Source organism: Peribacillus kribbensis DSM 17871 (genome assembly GCF_000430765.1).
GTDB classification, from domain to species: Bacteria; Bacillota; Bacilli; order Bacillales; family DSM-1321; genus Paraperibacillus; species Paraperibacillus kribbensis.
The window spans coordinates 141653-159628 of record NZ_KE387245.1; the positions used below are offsets into that span (position 1 = coordinate 141653).

Annotated in this window: 16 protein-coding genes and 1 riboswitch; of the genes, 4 read left to right on the forward strand and 12 right to left on the reverse strand. The window is 42.1% G+C overall.

Features of this window, described 5'->3' with window-relative positions:
• Positions 1 to 27: 27 nt before the first annotated feature.
• The 5 genes from H539_RS0127210 to H539_RS0127235 all read right to left on the reverse strand — a co-directional run bounded on the left by H539_RS0127210 (position 28) and on the right by H539_RS0127235 (position 4984).
• Positions 28 to 1788 (reverse strand): cache domain-containing sensor histidine kinase, encoded by a 1761-nt coding sequence (locus H539_RS0127210; RefSeq protein WP_026696151.1) that lies wholly within the window; start codon positions 1786 to 1788, stop codon positions 28 to 30.
• 144 nt (positions 1789 to 1932) lie between these two features.
• Positions 1933 to 2940, reverse strand: coding sequence for an ABC transporter substrate-binding protein (locus H539_RS0127215; RefSeq protein WP_026696152.1), 1008 nt, complete (start codon positions 2938 to 2940; stop codon positions 1933 to 1935).
• A gap of 141 nt (positions 2941 to 3081) precedes the next feature.
• On the reverse strand, positions 3082 to 3465 hold the full coding sequence (locus H539_RS0127220) for a Gp49 family protein (protein WP_026696153.1): 384 nt from the start codon (positions 3463 to 3465) through the stop codon (positions 3082 to 3084).
• A gap of 134 nt (positions 3466 to 3599) precedes the next feature.
• A riboswitch (cyclic di-AMP (ydaO/yuaA leader) is annotated at positions 3600 to 3738 on the reverse strand.
• Positions 3739 to 3999: 261 nt separating this feature from the next.
• Complete coding sequence (locus H539_RS31890) at positions 4000 to 4170, reverse strand: hypothetical protein (protein WP_155890305.1); 171 nt, start codon at positions 4168 to 4170, stop codon at positions 4000 to 4002.
• A 391-nt stretch (positions 4171 to 4561) separates the two neighbouring features.
• Positions 4562 to 4984: a GNAT family N-acetyltransferase gene (locus H539_RS0127235; protein WP_026696154.1), complete on the reverse strand. Its 423-nt coding sequence runs from the start codon at positions 4982 to 4984 to the stop codon at positions 4562 to 4564.
• Positions 4985 to 5171: 187 nt separating this feature from the next.
• Here H539_RS0127235 and H539_RS0127240 point away from each other — a divergent pair, with 187 nt between their 5' ends.
• Positions 5172 to 5507 carry a hypothetical protein gene (locus H539_RS0127240; RefSeq protein WP_026696155.1) on the forward strand — a complete coding sequence of 112 codons (336 nt, stop codon included), beginning with the start codon at positions 5172 to 5174 and terminating at the stop codon, positions 5505 to 5507.
• 333 nt (positions 5508 to 5840) lie between these two features.
• Complete coding sequence (locus tag H539_RS0127245) at positions 5841 to 6155, forward strand: hypothetical protein (RefSeq protein ID WP_026696156.1); 315 nt, start codon at positions 5841 to 5843, stop codon at positions 6153 to 6155.
• 58 nt (positions 6156 to 6213) lie between these two features.
• Here the strand turns inward: H539_RS0127245 and H539_RS0127250 are convergent, their stop codons facing one another.
• From H539_RS0127250 to H539_RS0127270, 5 genes are all read right to left on the reverse strand, one after another.
• Positions 6214 to 7311, reverse strand: a complete 1098-nt coding sequence (locus H539_RS0127250) for an SLAC1 family transporter (protein ID WP_155890307.1) — start codon at positions 7309 to 7311, stop codon at positions 6214 to 6216.
• 179 nt (positions 7312 to 7490) lie between these two features.
• Positions 7491 to 8633, reverse strand: a complete 1143-nt coding sequence (locus tag H539_RS0127255; protein WP_026696158.1) for a mannitol-1-phosphate 5-dehydrogenase — start codon at positions 8631 to 8633, stop codon at positions 7491 to 7493.
• Positions 8634 to 8638: 5 nt separating this feature from the next.
• The gene (locus H539_RS0127260) at positions 8639 to 10717 is read right to left on the reverse strand and encodes a BglG family transcription antiterminator (protein ID WP_026696159.1); all 2079 of its coding nucleotides are present in this window, start codon (positions 10715 to 10717) and stop codon (positions 8639 to 8641) included.
• 82 nt (positions 10718 to 10799) lie between these two features.
• On the reverse strand, positions 10800 to 12782 hold the full coding sequence (locus tag H539_RS0127265) for a PTS mannitol transporter subunit IICBA (protein ID WP_026696160.1): 1983 nt from the start codon (positions 12780 to 12782) through the stop codon (positions 10800 to 10802).
• Positions 12783 to 13098: 316 nt separating this feature from the next.
• On the reverse strand, positions 13099 to 14445 hold the full coding sequence (locus tag H539_RS0127270) for an amino acid permease (RefSeq protein WP_035324332.1): 1347 nt from the start codon (positions 14443 to 14445) through the stop codon (positions 13099 to 13101).
• Between the two features lie 201 nt (positions 14446 to 14646).
• On the opposite strand from H539_RS0127270, the gene H539_RS31900 reads away from it, so the two are divergent.
• Complete coding sequence (locus tag H539_RS31900) at positions 14647 to 14796, forward strand: hypothetical protein (protein WP_155890309.1); 150 nt, start codon at positions 14647 to 14649, stop codon at positions 14794 to 14796.
• A 272-nt stretch (positions 14797 to 15068) separates the two neighbouring features.
• Positions 15069 to 16280: an MFS transporter gene (locus H539_RS0127285; RefSeq protein ID WP_026696162.1), complete on the forward strand. Its 1212-nt coding sequence runs from the start codon at positions 15069 to 15071 to the stop codon at positions 16278 to 16280.
• 24 nt (positions 16281 to 16304) lie between these two features.
• On the opposite strand, the gene H539_RS0127290 is transcribed toward H539_RS0127285, so the two are convergent.
• Complete coding sequence (locus H539_RS0127290; RefSeq protein WP_026696163.1) at positions 16305 to 17150, reverse strand: aminoglycoside adenylyltransferase domain-containing protein; 846 nt, start codon at positions 17148 to 17150, stop codon at positions 16305 to 16307.
• A complete protein-coding gene (locus tag H539_RS0127295) occupies positions 17151 to 17636 on the reverse strand; it encodes an NUDIX domain-containing protein (protein ID WP_026696164.1) in 486 nt (161 codons plus the stop codon).
• Between the last annotated feature and the right edge of the window lie 340 nt (positions 17637 to 17976).

A 17976-nucleotide genomic window follows, 5' to 3' on the forward strand; every position in this document is an offset into this window, starting at 1 on the left:
CCTAACGAATTTATCCAAGAATCCCATTTAGCTTTGGATCGGGAGATGGATGTGAACCATTGTCCATTCGGTGTCTGCACTCTCAATGGTCACCCTGTATTCTGTTCCATACATAAGTTTAATCCGGTCGTTTACATTAAATAGGCCGTATCCCTGCTGTCTTGGTTCCATATGATTCGGCTGTTGTAAAATTTCATTTAATTCCCTGGTCTTTCCGGGGGGGATTCCTATTCCGGTATCCTTCACCGTCAAAACAAGATCAGTTTCTACTTGTTTTACTGTAATGAATATTTGTCCCATTCCCCTTTTATTACGGATTCCATGGTATATGGCATTTTCCACTAACGGCTGCAGAAGAACTTTTATTATTTTGTATTTTTTGACCTGTTCTTCTACATGTATTTCGTATTCCAGCTTTGATTCGTATCTGGTCATTTGAATGATCAGATAACTTTCAACATGTTTTATTTCCTCTTCGATCGTTATAAATTCATTTCCCTTGTTTAATCCGATTCTAAATAATGTGGTAAGGGCATTAATCAGCTCTACAATCCGATGTGCCTTATATTCATAGGCCATCCATTGAATGGTATCCAGCGTATTATAAAGGAAATGCGGTTTGATCTGCGCCTGCAGGGTTTTCAATTCAGCTTCTCTTTTATTTTTTTGTTCTGTATACACGAGCTGAATAAGTCTGCTGATTTCCTGAATCATCCTGTTGTAGCTTTTACCCAGCTGGCCGATTTCATCATTGTACTTTGAGTGGAAAGGCTTATCAAAACGGCCTTCCTCTACATTTCGCATCAAAGCTCTCAATTTATTGACAGGGTTAATGATAGAACTGGCAAAAAACCAGGCAGCGATGGACGAAACAAGCAGGGTGATCACACCGATGATATACGTGTAAAATTGTACCCTTGAGACAACTTCAGTAGTTTCATCCAGCGAAAACACTCCAACGACCTTCCATTTAATAGAAGGATATGTATTGTAAATAATTTGATATATATTCCGGTTGATCACCTTCTCCAGCGTATGACTTCGGTCTTTGGAAAGCCAGTCAGGATGGATCCGGTACACAATGGGATTAACAGGCGAATAGACAACACTCCCATCACGATTCAGAATGAAGATAAATCCGCTGTTTCCTAATTTAATGGATTCGAGAACCTTTTTGATAAAATCAAGCTTTATATCCATTAAAATGACACCGCTTACATGATTGGTTACTGGATCTTTAACTGCCTTTACAGCGGATAATAAATTATTCACTTGATAATCCGATGATTCTTTGATATTTCTTCCAATTGGATTACTGATTAATTGAAGCCGATCCGGTGCTGCTTCTGCCTGCTTATACCAGTATTCCTGAGTCAAATTATCTCTAGATATAGCAAAGGTCTCATTGCTGGTATACAAACCGCTTTTATTAACCGCAATCACGCCTGCAATTTCAGCATGGCTTTCTTTATAAATTTTTAATTTTTCATTTACTTTTTGTTCAAGATCAGATATCGGCTCTTCTTCCTCCATAAATTTCTGTATACTCTCATCCATCGATAAATATTGGATAATATCATCGTATCCATTTAGGTTGCTTTCAATTTGGTTCCAGACTTGTTTCATCATTTGAACGGTATAGGAAGTAGCTTCTTCCTGCAGGGACTTTTTATAGATGCTGCTGCCAAGCAGGGTGAGGGTTAATACTGAAAGAATGATAATAACAAAAAAGTAGAATAGCAGCTTAAAACGGATGCTTTTATTATTGAAATGCCAAACAAGCTTCATATCCATATTTCTCCCGCATAATCTTATCTCTATTATTATTCTAAATATTCAGAAAGACAAGGGCGTAATAGAAGATTTTGACATAGTAAAATCGGAATGCTGTTTCAGCAATTCCGATCAGAATTCCATTCTAAAACTGTTCAATCAATATTTTCTTGAAGGCAATGCCTGTTCAGCGGCATCTTTTCCAACAAATAAAGATTCGTCTGTCTTAATCCATCTAGGAATTTCTTTTCCTGCTTTCAAATCCTTTACGGCTTGTGCAAGCTGTGGTCCAAGTAAAGGGTTGCATTCCACAATTATATTTGTCTTCCCTTGTGCGGCAGCTTCAAATGCATCTTTTACTCCATCGATGGAAGCGATTTTAATGTCTTCTCCTGGTTTTAGCCCATATTCCTCAATGGCCTGAATAGCTCCCAGTGCCATATCATCGTTATGAGCATATACAGCATCGATGTTTTTGCCATCGGATTTTAAAAATGCCTCCATTACTTCTTTTCCTTTTGCTCTTGTAAAATCACCTGATTGGGATTTAATGATCTTGAAATCAGGATTATCCTTTAATACATTAGCAAATCCTGTCTTCCGATCTGTTGCTGCACTTGCCCCTACAGTGCCCTGCAGCTCTACAATGTTTGCTTTTTTGCCGGAGCCCACAAGCTTGATTAATTCTTTAGCTGCATTTTCCCCCTCAAGTATGAAGTCTGAACCAATAAAGCTTGTATATAAGGAATCGTCCTTCACTTTTATCCCGCGATCAAGAAGGATCACTGGGATTTTAGCATCTTTGGCCTTTTTCAGTACACTTTCCCAGCCTGTCTCTACTACCGGAGCTAAAGCAATGACATCTACTTTCTGTGCAATAAAGTTTCTGATGGCCTTAATTTGGTTTTCCTGTTTTTGCTGTGCATCGGAAAATTTCAATTCAAAGTCCGGGCTGTTTCCAAGGGTTTCTTTTATAGACTTAGTTTCTGCAGTTCTCCATCCGCTTTCCGCACCAATTTGCGAAAATCCTACTACGATTTTCTTTCCTTTATTGGTATTGCTGCTTCCTTCCGCTTTTCCATCCGTACTATTGTTACATCCAGCAAGCAAAGAAAAAGACATAACAAGCACCAACAGACCAGCTAAAGATTTCATCTGCTTAAGCATAGCTTTATTCCCCCTTCTTTAAACTATCTTTAACGTACAAAAAAGGAGCTTAAAAGTATTTACAAAAAAAACAACTATTTTATAATTTTTGGCTGCTGCAAAATAAAAAGCCTGCAGGAGTTCTGCAGGCTCACCAATCTTCTAATTTCCCTTTGATTCCAGCACAGGCGATAATGCCTCCATGGCTTTTCTCAATGCCTGTTCATAGGCTTTGTCTTTCCCAATCACTGTACGGAAATCTTCTGCATTTCTCACAGTGGACCTGCCCTCGATCTCATAGCCATTGTTGAAGATCAGGAGGCAGATCGTTGATTTATCACTCATTCTGTAAAACTTTTTCTCTACAATCATTTCTTCCAGTAAACTTCTTTTCTCATCTTTTATTTCATATTCCCTTGAATGGGGAATAACGATATGTTCGTAAACGTGATGGTTATTGCAGGTTACAAGGAGGATCTTTTCACCTTTATGTTCTACATGGCTTATTTCTCCGCATTTCGGGCATATGCTGTCTAAGTGTATCATTCTTGCACCCTTCTTTCGTGTTTATCACCGTTTTTAAAATAGCTATTTATTGTCGTGTACAGCATGTTTTCTTTTCAGCAAAAAAGACCTATTTCCGTAGTATGCTTTTATGCAAAGCACAGGATGGCCTTTTGACCTCCTTCCGCTTTTAGCCGACGAAGTTAGCTGACGGGCAGGATGGCGAAAGAAGCGTTCATCCCTTCTACTTTCGTAGAATTAGCCCCAAAAAACTGGGTCCTCCGTTCTTATAAAAAGATTAGGCCATACATATGATCTTTCTATGTGCTTCATATTACGCCCGTTCAATTCTGGAGTAAAGGGTGAAAATCAGCCAGAAATGGTGATATTAAACCAAAAAACCAGAATTAAGCGTTTACATCTGTTTTTTTCTTTTCCCTGTTTATTTTTTTACGGTTATTCGTGTGAATACACATGCTAATAAAGATGAAATGGAGTTATGGCGCGGAAGAGTATAACGGGATGTGGAGGAGGATTCCCCAGCCAGTATGTTAAGGCGCTGGCTGGGCATCGCCTTCAATCTCCCCGATCTTTGGAACGAGTTTTTTCTTCTTTCCAAAAGTAAGGAAGGCTGGCAATAAGGATGGATGCAATCATAAGGATTCTTAAATTTTCAACAAAAATCATGCAGAATAAAAGAATGATAGAAATCACCCAGCAAAAAAGGGTAAACAAATTTCGATCCATGTCTCTCACCTCTCTTGGGTTTCCGGTTTAAGTTTAAATAAACAATGGCTGACATCCATCCAGATTCTTACGGCTGTTAATGATCATGAAATTCTCTTTGTCAGGTTTCTTGCTGCTGTTAACCTAGTGACTGAAGGACCGGAATCCTTGAATCTGGCTTTTCAACCTTGGACGTGTCTGGAGTCTTCTCTGATTCTCGTTCGCTTCATTCAGATAACATTCTATATATTTATATGGTCAATGATGACAGCCCTTTCCCTTTTGGCGATTTCCCTTGCAAGAGTTGATTTTCCTGAGCCAGGACTCCCGCCATCTGCTGGACAAACATTGGATATACCCTCCATAAATGTACTCTCGGATAAAAGGATACTAGTTAGCTAAAACCTCCCTTTTATTTTACAGTTCTTTTTTCTAAGAAATACTGACAGAAGCCCTTCGGATGGTCTTCCACTTTCCCTGTAATGGAATATCCGTATTTCTGATAAAATCCTGGTGCCTGGAAGCTGAAGGTGTCCAGTAGAATAAGTCTGCAGCCGCTTTCTTCAGCCGCAGCTTCTAATCGTCTAAGCAGCTCTTTTCCAAAGCCCTGATGCCGAATGCTTTGGTCTACCCAGAGGAAGTCAATATGCAGATGATACCAAAACATGGTCCCGGTTATTCCTCCCTTAATGCTCCCCTCTGAATCCTTGAGGATAAAACCGAATTTTTTTAAGGGGTGCTTCACTTCAGGAGGCAGAAAATTCATGTTGTGCGCAATCACTTTTTCTCTTATGTAGTCGCTTTCTTCCTGGTTCCATTCTTCAGAAATTTTCATCGTAATCCCCCTTTCCAAAACAAAATTCATTATATCATTAAAACAATATAACAAGGCAAATATTTCCTTCTTGTTTTAAAAATGGATTTTTTGTTGATAAAGGGGATACACGAAGTCATTTTGAAATGGTATAATTTTCTATATGTTGTTCATGATTGTTTACGTAACTTTTCAAGGAGTGAATGGAATGTTTAAAACAAGCTCTCATGAAAAAACATCATATCTGGTATTGTTTTTTGATATTACCTCGCTTCTGTTTCTTCTCATCGGCTTTCTTCAGATTTTCCTTGATTGGCCCTCCCTGCTGTACAGTGATGCCAAAAGATTTTTGACACTGCCAATCATCGGGGCTGTCTTTTGGATCTCATTTACTCTGGTTGAAAGCAGCCTTCTCTTAGTCGTATTCAACAATAAAGAAAAATATATGAAGTTCAATAAAATAATGGTAAATTTAGTGAAAAACGGGATTGTTATTTGCTTCATCATTTTTAATCTCCATAACATTGCAGGGATCTTAAGCTAGCTTTCTATAAATCCGGGAAGAACTCGAAGGAATCCTGAAATAAGACTGAATATCTTTATCTTTTCTCCCCAAGCGGTTTTGGAGGACGATCAGCGAAACATGGTAACGGGTGTTTCCCTGTTTGATTCCCTATCTTTATTAATGTTCATATCTGCCCGCCTTCTAATAAAATCCAATCCTCCCATATGTTTATTTTGAGTATCTCTTATTTTTGCTTGAATGTAAAAAAATTACTGTGTTAAGAAGTAATCATAATGTAAATGGATTGTTAACAGGAGGCTGTTGATGTAAACATTCAATAGGTTTACACTTTTATTCAGGGAGTGATAAAAGTTGAAGACATATACTAAAAATACACTGGCATTCAAAAGTAAATTATCCACCATCGAACAGAACTCTGTAACAGATTTTATAAACAAGTGGGCAGGAAGCCCGGCTTCAGAGATTGAGGGAACCTTCCTTCTTACGTACGTAGAAGATGAAACAGCAAGGCTTGAAACCGCAGAAGGCGCTTTCCATCTGCCGGGCGGTGAAGAGCTGAAATATATAACCCTGACCGAGGAAAACCAAATTGTAATTGGTGTTTTAAATTCCGATAGAGAATTGGTACACCGGATTTTATATCTGGATGAACGTCTTTACCAGTAAACAATCAACAGGCTGCATCTCCTTAACAGGAGAGCAGCTTTTTTTCTTTTCAAGACATTTAACCAACTTCAACCATCTTCCTCCCGCCTAAAAGCATCAAATGCTTAAGGCCAAGGAATAATTCTATTACAAATAAAATAAGAACGACATATTTCCCTATCCCAATAATTTGATGTTGAACAACCGAAACGGTTGAGCCAGAAAGGAAGCTGCTGGTAAGCGGGGCCTTGATGGTAAAGGCGATATACATGCCTAAAGTGAAATTTCTCGACCATTGGGAGGGATGATAGGAAAAAAGCCCTTTGCTCCATCCTTTCGCATGGACCCTTACACCTGCCCTTGCCAATTCTATTCCTTCTACAATAAGGATTAAGACTGTTGCCAGCAGCCAGAAAGTAGCTGCAAGATCAGGGTCTTTTATAGGAGCTGAAACAGCTGCCAGTCCTGTAATGGAAACAGCTCCATGCACGATCACATTGGTATTGGTCCACCCATTCTGCAGATCGATTTTCTTCTGTTTAATCAGTGATGATAAAATGGAGGCAAATCCCAGCAAGTAGAGCAGGCCTCCCAGGATGATCATCCATATAAATACCCCATGCAAAGCAGGCTCCTTCAATAAGGCTGCTGCTGAAATGACGACCGATTGCACCGCCACACAACCCAGCAGCAAGGTTCCGTTTAAATTCTTGCGGCGTTCCGGCTCTTTGAATAAACAGACATAATTCCGGATAACAAGAAGAATGAATGGAATCAATAAAACAACGGATAAGCTTAGCAATAACTCAGCTGCAGGCTTTAATCCCGGCCATGTGCTCTTAAGGGAGACAGCCGTTACCGATAAAGCGGCAATCCAAGTGCCGGTTCCAAAGCTTGAAACAGGATTCGAGAGATGCCGCTGAACAAACGAACCATCCCGTGCATCCCTGCCGTATTCTATGGCAAGCCACCCTATCACGGGAAGGAGTGCAAGAGCCAGACAGTGAGAAAGAAGATGAGCGAGTACCGGCATCTTTTTCATCGCTCCATTGATTAATATTCCTCCGGCCATGATGATAGCTCCATTGCTTGTGGACGCTTTGGGTCTTTCTCCTATATATCGGCGTGCCCATACGATAAGCAGGATGAATAAAATTAGAAATAAAAAAATCATCATGTTTCTCCTCTCGGAAAAGGGATCTATTCTTAGTTTTAAATACCCTGAAAAAATAGAATAACTCTTCCCTAAAAGGATTAGAGGGGAAATAGAAAAGGCTGCCTCAGCAGGAGGACAATCTCTGCATCATTTGCATGCAGATCCTGATCCTTGAACTGAGACAGCCCATAGGGTGTTTTTTATTTTGTTAATTCATTGTAATGGCGTTCTACTTCTTTGGTAATAGCACTGTCTTCTGAAAGTCCGCTGACTTCCTTTAGTGTGCCTGCAATTCCTTTTTCCGCTAACAGAGCCTGAAGCTTCACTGCCTCTTCATCCTGCTTGTAATCAAACAGCAAGGCAGATGCAATGGCTCTTGCCAGGTTTGTAAAAGAGAGGCCGGCCTTTTCTGCTTCAACAGCTGGTTTTACAAGGCGGTCATTTGGGCCGAGCTTTCTTAGCGGAGAGCGTCCCACCCTTGTTACATCATCATTTAAGAATCGGTTTTGGAATCTTGAAATGATTTTTTCGATATAATGCTGATGTTCGTTTGCATCCAGCTTATATTCATGGATCAGATAGTTACCTGTCTCTTCAAGGGTCGCACGGACCTGAGCCACAATCTCGCCGTCAGCCAGGGTCTGGTCGATTGTCTGCTTTTTGTTCAAATAGCCAAGATAGGCTATGACAGCATGACCGGTATTAACGGTAAACAGCTTCCGTTCAATGAATGGCCCAAGATCCGGAACGATCTTCATACCCTCAACATGAGGAATTTCTTCTGTTGCTTCAACCACCCACTCAAAGTACGGTTCAACAAGCACGTCAAGTGAACCCTGGTTGTTCTGAATCGGCACAATCCGGTCAACGGCTGAATTAAAGAAGTATACTTTTCCTTCAAGCGCTGCTTTTGTTTCGTCATCAAGACTTTCAAAAATATATCCTTTTAAAAGGTCTGTAGCTGAAATTTGATTTTCACAGGCAATGACGTAGAGCTTTTCATTTGTTTCCTTAACGCGGGCAGCGATCCCTTTTGCCATAAGCCCTGCAATCCTTGGAAGGATATTCGGTCCAATGGCAGTAGTTAAATACGTCGCAGATTTAATCGCATCTACTACCTTCTGCTCCTCTGTCATATTGTTAAGGCCGGATACATTTTTTATCGTTACAGATTCCTGTTCTTCAGTCGCAAGCTTCACATCATACTGCTGTTCTTCATTCAGCTTGTTGATCACTTGTTCTGCAATATCAACGAATGTTACATGATAGCCGGACTGCGAGAATAGTGCTCCAATAAATCCTCTTCCGATATTTCCTGCTCCAAAATGTACAGCTGTTTTCATTTCCATCATTCCTTTATCAAATTATGGTGTAAATAATCCAAGAATAATTCTTCAAGTCTTATTCGTATACTTTCCTCATTAGAGGAAGAATAAATCATCATGGCTTCCCTGCTTTCAATCAGGGAGGTGCTGATCAGGGAAATCAATTCCTGTTCTCTTTCATTTAAATCTTCTGGTGCAAGCATGAGAAGCAGGTTCTTCATTTTTATCATGCTCCCATCCATGCCTCTTATGTCAATGGGTTCCTGAAGATGGGCAATTTGAAAAATAAGACTCTTAATTTCCGGATGTCTGCAATGATACAGTCCCATGGCTGATTCCGGTATCCCAAGGCCGCCTTTTTCTTCCCGGTCCATCAAGGCTTCCAGGATGCCTGTAATATCACTTAGAAGTGCTTTGTCCTGATCTTCCTCAAGCATCCTTTTCATGATTTCCCTGCGTCCTGAAGGCTCATTGATCCGGAATAAACGAAAATTCCCGATTATCTGGTTTATGCTTCTTTGAACATCCGTTATATCCTGCATAATCTCTGATAACTCTTTTTTGGGCTTTTTCTCTGCAGGCTGTATAGGATGGATGTTTTTATTCCTCGTAAGCTTTTCTACATTCCTGCCAAGATAGCTCCTGATAGCTGAGATATCCTCATCATTCAGCAGAGTGCTGACAAGGATATAATCGATTCCCAAGATCGGGAGCCTCACAGTGGATATAATGAGATCATAAGAAGCAAGGCTCTCTTTCTTTCCGATTTCCCGTATCGATTTTATATCGACAGCCGTAATTTCCTGGACTTCTTTCTTTACCCGGCTGGCCAGCATTTTAGACGTGCCTATTCCGGTAGGACAGACAAGCAGCGCCCTGATGGAGACCGTTTCCTCGTTCATGACAAGAGAAGAGCCAAAGTGAAGCACGATAAAGGCAATTTCATCATCGGGAAAATCAAATTCTGAAAAATGCATGCCCAGACTATTTTTCACGGCCATAAATAAAACACTGTAATTATGCTTAATTTCCTCGGCCAATGGATTGTAAAGCTCCATCTTTTGCTTCAGCCTGAATAAAGAGGGCTCCATATGGGCAAGCAGGCCCTGATACAGGGAAAAATCCCTGGTCAGATCCTCATGCAGCTGCGCTGAAACGTCCTCGATCAGACTTTTGATTTTCCTTCCGAGAACCACAGAACCATAAGGTATCATGTTAGGATCTTGCAGTTTCGAGCCTTTTAAAATCACAGCCAGATAGAATTTATCCTCTTCTGTGAACGGTATACGGAATTTCGCTTCAATTTCTTCGCTGATTTTTTGTATAAGCCTCATTTCATCCACAAGACTTTCATTAGACTGCCCTTCCTGAGCCAAAAGAAAACCTGATTCGGTGCGCTGCATGGTAATGGCCAGCTGTACAATCAAGCCGACATAGTCGCTGTCTGCAAGCCTGGAAGGACCTGTATTGACAATGGTGCTGACCAGCCGGTCGATTTCCAGAAGATATTCCGGTTTGAAAAATTGCAGGATTTTTTCTTCACTGCATGTATCTTCCGTCATGATAAAAAGAGCTTCGATCAGCTCATAATTAAAATGAATCAGATAATAAGAAGCCAGTGCCTTCCGTTTGTCTGCTTCACTGCCCTTTACCTCAATGCCGACTCCCCTCTTCCGGGTGAGCTCTATATGGTATCCCTTGAGGAAATAAGTCATCTCATCCAAGGCTGCTGTTAAAGTGGCAATGCTGATTCCCAGTTCAACTGCGAGTCCCTGAAGCTTGTAGGTTTCAGACTCCTGAAGCAGTGCAAGCAGTAATTTCAGACTGCGCTCCTCTGGTGTCTGGTCTACGGTATGGATGCCGAGAAGAAATTGAATAAGCCGGAATATTTTTTCGTCCTGTCCATCAATGGCGAGTCCCTCCTCCGTTTTCCGGCGAAGGGAAAGTCCGAATTCTTCAAGAATCTTTTCCACTGATTTCAAGTCACGCTGTATGGTCCTGACACTCACCCCCAGGAATGAAGCTAGTGAAGCCGGGCTGTGTTTTCCTGATGTTTTGATAATCAAATCGATAATAGATTTTTCCCTTGACGTGATTAACATATATAACAGCTCGTTTCAGATGATTTATCTTTTAAAACAGTGAATAGAAAAGCAGATATTCCGCTTTTCTATTCATAGGTGTTTATTTATTTTGGGTGATGATTTCCATCAATTCCCTGGCACTCTTAGCCTGTACCATCTTTTCGATATTTTCCATATCGGAGCATGTTACGGCGATGCCTGACAGAATTTCAAGATGTGTGCCGTCCTTACCGGCGATTCCGAAGATCAATCGTGCTTTCTGTCCGTCAAAATCTACGCCTTCCGGAACTTGAAGAACTGTGAAGCCGGATTTTAGCACATCCTTTTTCGCCTCTTCAGTACCATGAGGAATCGCTACATCATTGCCCATATAGGTTGAAGTCAATTGATCGCGCGCAATCATGGCCTCTACATAGCTTTCCTTAACATAGCCAGCTTTGACAAGCGCCTGTCCGGCAAAGCGGATTGCCTCTTCCTTCGTTGCGAAGGATTGATTTAAAAAGACATTTTCTTCTTTCAATAGATCATTGTCATGTTCCTGGATATCTGTATCGGCAGTGAGCTGTTCCTGGTCAGACACTTTGCTGCTGTCAAGGCTCGGTTCAACAATATCTCCGTGAACACCTTGTACATTCGCTTCCGCATCTTCCACCACCTCATCCAATCCGTCCCGGCCGCCATTTTTCAAACGGTCGACAAGCTTGTCGTATTCTGGGCTGGATAGGAAGTTATCCACTGAAATGTGGTACGCGTTCGGAACTTTATTCTGTGCTCTTGGTGTGAGCTCTTCCTGTGTGATAACGATTTCCGCATCATTTGGAAGATTATTGATCGCTGTATTGGTTACAGAGATGCTCAGTCCTGCTTCCTTGACTTTCTTGCGTAGCAGAGATGCTCCCATTGCACTTGAACCCATACCTGCATCACAGGCGAAGATGATCTTGTTCACCTTTTCAGGCACATTGCCTGGCTGGGATGCAAATACATCTGCAACTGAGCTTTTCTTCCCTTTCATTTCCTGCATTTTTTTGGCAGCATCTTCAAGATTTTCATCTGACTGCTTCCCTGTTTTCAAAATGACGGAGGAAATCAGGAATGAAACAATACCAGCAACGATTACACCTGCGAAGTTGGCGATATAAGCGCTCGCATGGTGCGGAGTAACCGCAGTGATCGCCAGGATACTTCCTGGTGAAGATGGAGCGAATAATCCACCGCCTAAAAGAACAAGGGTGAACACACCGCTCATGCCTCCAAGGATAACAGCGATAAACAGCATTGGCTTCATCAGGATATATGGGAAGTAAATCTCATGGATCCCCCCGAAGAAGTGAATAATCGCTGCACCTGGTGCAGATCTTTTTGCTGTACCTTTTCCAAAGATACAGTATGCCAAGAGAACACCGATACCAGGTCCTGGGTTGGCTTCAAGCAGGAACAGAACAGATTTCCCTGATTCCTTTACCTGCTGTATTCCGATTGGAGAAAGAACCCCATGGTTGATGGCATTATTCAGGAACAATACCTTCGCAGGTTCGATGATGATGCTTGTCAATGGAAGAAGTCCAGTTCCGACAAGCCAGTCGACACCGCTTACAAGCCAGCCCGTAAAGGTTGTAACTGCCGGGCCGACTGCCCAGTAGGATAGGATGGCAAGAAGTCCGCCCAGGATTCCTGCAGAGAAGTTATTGACGAGCATTTCAAATCCGGCTTTTACTTTGCCTTCAATCATCTTGTCAAACTTCTTGATTACATAGCCTCCAAGTGGACCCATAATCATAGCGCCCAGGAACATCGGGATGCCGGATCCTACGATGACACCCATTGTGGCGATCGCACCAACGACCCCTCCCCTGTGATCATGGACAATTTTACCTCCAGTGTAAGCGATTAACAATGGAAGCAAATAAGTAATCATTGGGCCGACCATTTCACCAAAATGCTTATTTGGTGTAAACCCTGTAGGTATAAACAAAGCGGTGATTAAACCCCATGCAATAAAAGCTGCGATATTCGGCATAACCATAGAGCTCAGGAAGTTCCCGAATTTCTGGACAGCTACTTTTATGTTTGTTTGAGCCATAGCTCTCTCTTCCTTTCTTAGAGAATTGATTCCACCTTCAATGATATAGGTACGGACATCTGCTTACAACAAACATAAATACCAACTTTGTCGCGCCATCAGAGACAAATACCAAGTTACTCCTTATCGTTTAGACATATTTCTATAGATCTAAACTTGAATCACTAAATTTACGGGAAGAGTCCTCCATTTCCCGGGATGCGGCTTAGTGTTTTCTCTTTTTTAAAGTTGTGTATGCCCGGAAAAGGATTCAAGTCGCTGGCCATGAGTATCGTTGGGAAATGAGGCCGTGGAATGGGAACAGCCCCCATAAATCCTAATTTTGATGCTTCCAGACTTTTTTCTGCATGATAAAGGCTGCTGCCCCGATGATGGCGACAAAGAGAAGGGCCGCGAAGAAGCCGTAGCGGATGTTTTTTTCCAGCAGGGTTCCTGAGGCTGCTGCTGCGATAAGGAGCAATCCGAGATAGGCGAGCATCTTCCCTTTTGCCTTGAGTTCAAGGAATTTTAGGGCAGATGCGAGTATGGTGGCCCAATTCAGCAAAATGAGAAGACCAGCTGCTGTAGTGATATATTCGTAAATCTTTCCCGGCAGCAGCAAAGCTGTCACGATGGAGAGCAGCATCCCAATGGCGGCAAGTGTCAGCGAAGGAAGAGGAAGCTTCTTCCACTTTATCTTCTTAGAAAACAGTTTTGGCGCATCGCCGTCCTTTGAGAGTGTAACAAGGAGGGTAGTCACGCCGAATAAAGCTGCAGTCATGGTTGAAAAACCTGCTACTATGATGGCTGCATTGAATACATGCGGAAAAAAGGATAAATGGTAATGATCCATTGCAGTCACAAAGGGGCTTTCTTTTTCTTGGAAAGCACCGTGAGCTGCCATCATGACAGCGAATCCGAGCGAGACCGCATATAAGATCACTAGAAGAATCAGCATAATGACACCGGCCTTCGGTGCATCCTTCTTCTCCTTCAGCCTTGTGGCCATGAGACCGATCACTTCGATGCCTCCATAGGCATAATACGCATAGATAAGGGAAGACCAAAATCCGATAAATCCTTCAGGAAACAATTCATGGGCACTCCCCGGAAGACCGGGATGCTCCGTTCCGCCATGAAGCAGGCCAAACAGCCCCGCACCTGCCAGGACGATGAACATCAGAATGGCCGCTGTTTTTACAATAGCCAGGAAATCCTCTACCTTATCAAATCCTTTATTACCCGTAAGGACTACAATAATCGAGAGGATGGCATATCCTGCCGCAAAAACCCAAAGGGGCACCTGAGGAAACCAAAATCTCGACAAAATGGAGAGTGCGGTTAATTGGCTGCCCATGATCAGAATGTTCGAGCTCCAATAATTCCAGCCGCATGTAAATCCCGCCCACTTACCGAATGCTTTTGCAGCATAATAACAGAAAGAGCCTTCCTGTGGATCCTTTGCCGTCATTTTTGCCAGCAGATTATAAACTGTATATGTACCTAGTGCTGCTAAAAGAAAGGAAAAAACAATGGAGGGACCGGTCGTCTTTATTCCAATGGCTGAACCAAGAAAAAAACCTGTCCCAATCGTACAGCCTACCCCAATCAGTGAAAGCTGCCACCATTTCAGCGTCCCCTGTCCCTCCGATTTACCTGAGTGCTCGTTTCCTTCAGGACACATAATGTACCTCCTATATTAAGTCGGGCAATACTCCCGCGAATTCCTTATTGATTCACCTCTTTATTTTCTTCTGATTTTCCCGCTTCATACCTAAACGGAATCGAACATCGAAAAAACCCCTGATCCAAGGGGTTCTCTTTTGACTTTTATTTCAAGAATATTACATAATAATGATACGGATTAAGCGAGGTGGAGACTTTAATGATACTCATCACAGGGGAACTCTCCAGACTTGTGGGGGAATATTACTCCTGCACTGATGAAGCCATGAAGTCGGAGCTTGAAGAAGATATTAACCTTTTAAGTGCTGCCATCTACCTTTGGGATCATAATCCTAAAGCATCTTATTAAATAGAATAAACTTACGGCCGGCTTGCCCGCAGTGTTATGGGAAACGGCGAGTCTCCTTTTTGGATGTCCAGCGGAATCCTGCTTGATTTGCTGGATACATTTAATTTATTTTCTCCTTCGAAAACCGCCATTTTTTAAAAAAATTCCATCAAGCTGTTTTTTGATAAGCAGTATTCCGATTTACAAGATGGACTTGTTAGTGTTCTATACAGGAATGGTGTATCATGGGGAATGTAAATAATTCGTTCGGATGAAAGAAGGATTTTCGATTCATGGCACATATACAACGAGGGACACGCACATTCAAAAAAGCGAATCTGGCCTTATTTGCCGGAGGATTCAGCACGTTCGCCATACTTTGGGGCACCCAGCCGCTGCTCCCGGAGCTTGCTCGGGAGTTTCATATTTCTCCTGCACTCTCGAGCCTAAGCCTTTCTTCCACCACTATTGCTTTAGCTGTCAGTATTTTAATAGCCGGTTCTTTATCAGAAGTGTTTGGGCGGAAATCGATCATGACTCTTTCCATTGTCGTGTCCTCCCTTCTATCAGTCCTTACAGCGTTTTCGCCCAATTTCCATCTGTTGATTCTTTTCAGGATCCTTCAGGGAATTACGCTGGCGGGTCTGCCGGCTGTCGCAATGGCTTATTTGGGTGAAGAAATTGAACCCAGGAGCCTTGGAATGGCCATGGGGCTGTATATAAGCGGAAATTCAATCGGAGGAATGGCAGGAAGAATCATCTGCGGCTTTTTAACGGATTATTTCGGCTGGCATGCGGCACTGGCCGGTGTCGGACTGGTCAGCCTGCTTGCCGGAGTGGTCTTTTGGAGGATCCTTCCTCCTTCTGTGAATTTCCATCCGCGAAAGTTTGAAATAGGATCATTAGCAAAAACTTTATTTTCGCAATTCAAGGAACCAGGGCTGGTTTATCTATTTCTCATTGCTTTTTTACTGATGGGCGGCTTTGTTTCATTATATAACTATATCGGCTTCCAGCTGATCCGTCCGCCTTATTCTTTAAGCCAGACATTGGTTGGCTTCATTTTCATCGTCTATATGGTCGGCACATTCAGTTCAACCTGGATGGGGATGCTGGCTGACAAATATGGAAGAAGGGTCATTTTAGGGCTCTCCCTATTCATCCTTTTCATAGGGGCATTCATTACGCTTGATGCTTCTCTTTGGGTAAAAATCGTTGGTGTGGCTGTCTTCACCTTTGGCTTTTTTGCCGGACATTCCCTTGCCAGCGGCTGGGTAGGCAAGTTTGCTTCCCATGATAAAGCTCAGGCATCCTCCCTGTACCTATTTTTTTATTATGCCGGTTCAAGCATCGGAGGAACAGCAAGCGGTGCGGTATACAGCGGATTCGGCTGGCATGGAGTAGTGGCTTGGATCATGATCCTTGCTGTTGTTTCCATCCTTCTTTCCATCCGCCTTGGAATCATCGCTAAACGGAAATTCAAGACACATACAGCGGAAGTATAATAAGGAGAGCCCCCGGGCTCTCCTTTAATTATTTTCAAACCGTTCATTACATTCTTTTATCATGAAATCCATGTAAGCAAGAGCCTCATTCCGTCTTCGGATTAACGAGTTGTAACTGGACTTTGGCGGTTTCTTGTTTCTCAGCCTCAGTGCCTCCTCGATTATTTTATGCCACTTTTCCGGTACGTTCATAAGCGCATATTCACCCGCTTCAGCCTTTGAGGTGATATCACGTTCCCTGAATGTATAATAAAGACGGGTAACTCCCAGAACTCCCCATTCGATGCTGTTTAAGCTCAAATAGCCCTGAAAGAAATAAAGGGAAGGAAATGTCCTGCTTCGCTTTGCCCAGCCCGCCCAATAGGTGTTTAAGTTTTCTCTCATCCCGCTAAGAAGCTGCTCCCAGTCTACATGCAGCGGAACTTCTTCGATTTTTCTTCCTCGGACTGTAATCCCATACTTTTTTAATTGAAAGGTATCTATGGAATTTCTATAAAACGTCAAGGTCCCGATATAACTGCCAGAATTAAAGCGCAAAACTGGAACAGGATTTTTTGCCAAAGTTTCCAAACCATCTTCAAAAAAATAAAACCCGTCAAGGTCTGTATCCGGAAATTCTTTTTTGATAACTGTATGAATTTCCTTTAAAATCAGTAAAGTATTTTCCTTTATCTCATTTGTATGTAATACACCTATAAAATCTATATCGCTGAATCCCTCTTTAAACGCTCCTAAAGAGATAGAGCCATATAAATAGAAAGAACCCAGCAATTGAGGAAGCCTGCTGTCCATCAATTCTAAATATCGCTCAAGCTGAGCCTTAACTTTGTCTTGCACCTCTCCACTGTTTGTCCCCGGAAAATGAATCATTTAATTGATATCCCCTAAATAGATGGATGGCTTCCTGCCTTCAACATATTTTTTTAACGATGTTACAATTCCTTTGGGGTACATCCTTACATTCTCCAGTTCCATGACCCTTACCCACTCAATTCCAATCTGGTCACTATCAGGGCTGCTAGGAATGTCATCTCCCTTGAGCTCTCCTTTCAAGGAACATGAAAAATAAAACTCCACCGCATGAACGCCGGAATCAAAAGAAGCAAACTCATGGTTTTTCCCGATATATTCACGGAGAAAACAGAATTCACCAGGCTCCACCTCCATGCCGATCTCCTCGATGCACTCTCTTTTTACGGCATCCAGCAGCGTTTCCCCGTGTTCTTGCCCTCCGCCTGGAAAGAGATAAAAGACTCCCTGTTCGTCCTGGTTTTTGGTGAGGAGAAGCTGATCTTCCTTTAAAATGACTGCCTTTGCCGAATTCCGGATTTTTACTCTAGACTCTTTTATGATTATTCCCCCTTTTTAGTAATTTCTAAATTATACCATCAGCATAATAATCCAAAAACCCTTTTGTCCCGTTTTGCTTTTAAAATAACACCCTTTTAAATAAAGACGATTTATCCATCATCAGAGTCACCGGCAAGATCAAAATAAGGGGAGAATTTCCCCTTAAACTCAGAAAAGAGCTTGTTTGGGTTGAAATAAGGGGAGGTTTTCCCGTTATCGGAAAAAAAATCCCTCATTTTCACATTTTTTTCGTCAATAGAGGGAATTTCTCCCTTTATTAAAGCTCTTTTTACTTCACTTTACGAATTAAGGGGAATTTCTCCCTCTAATTATTTGACAATCACGC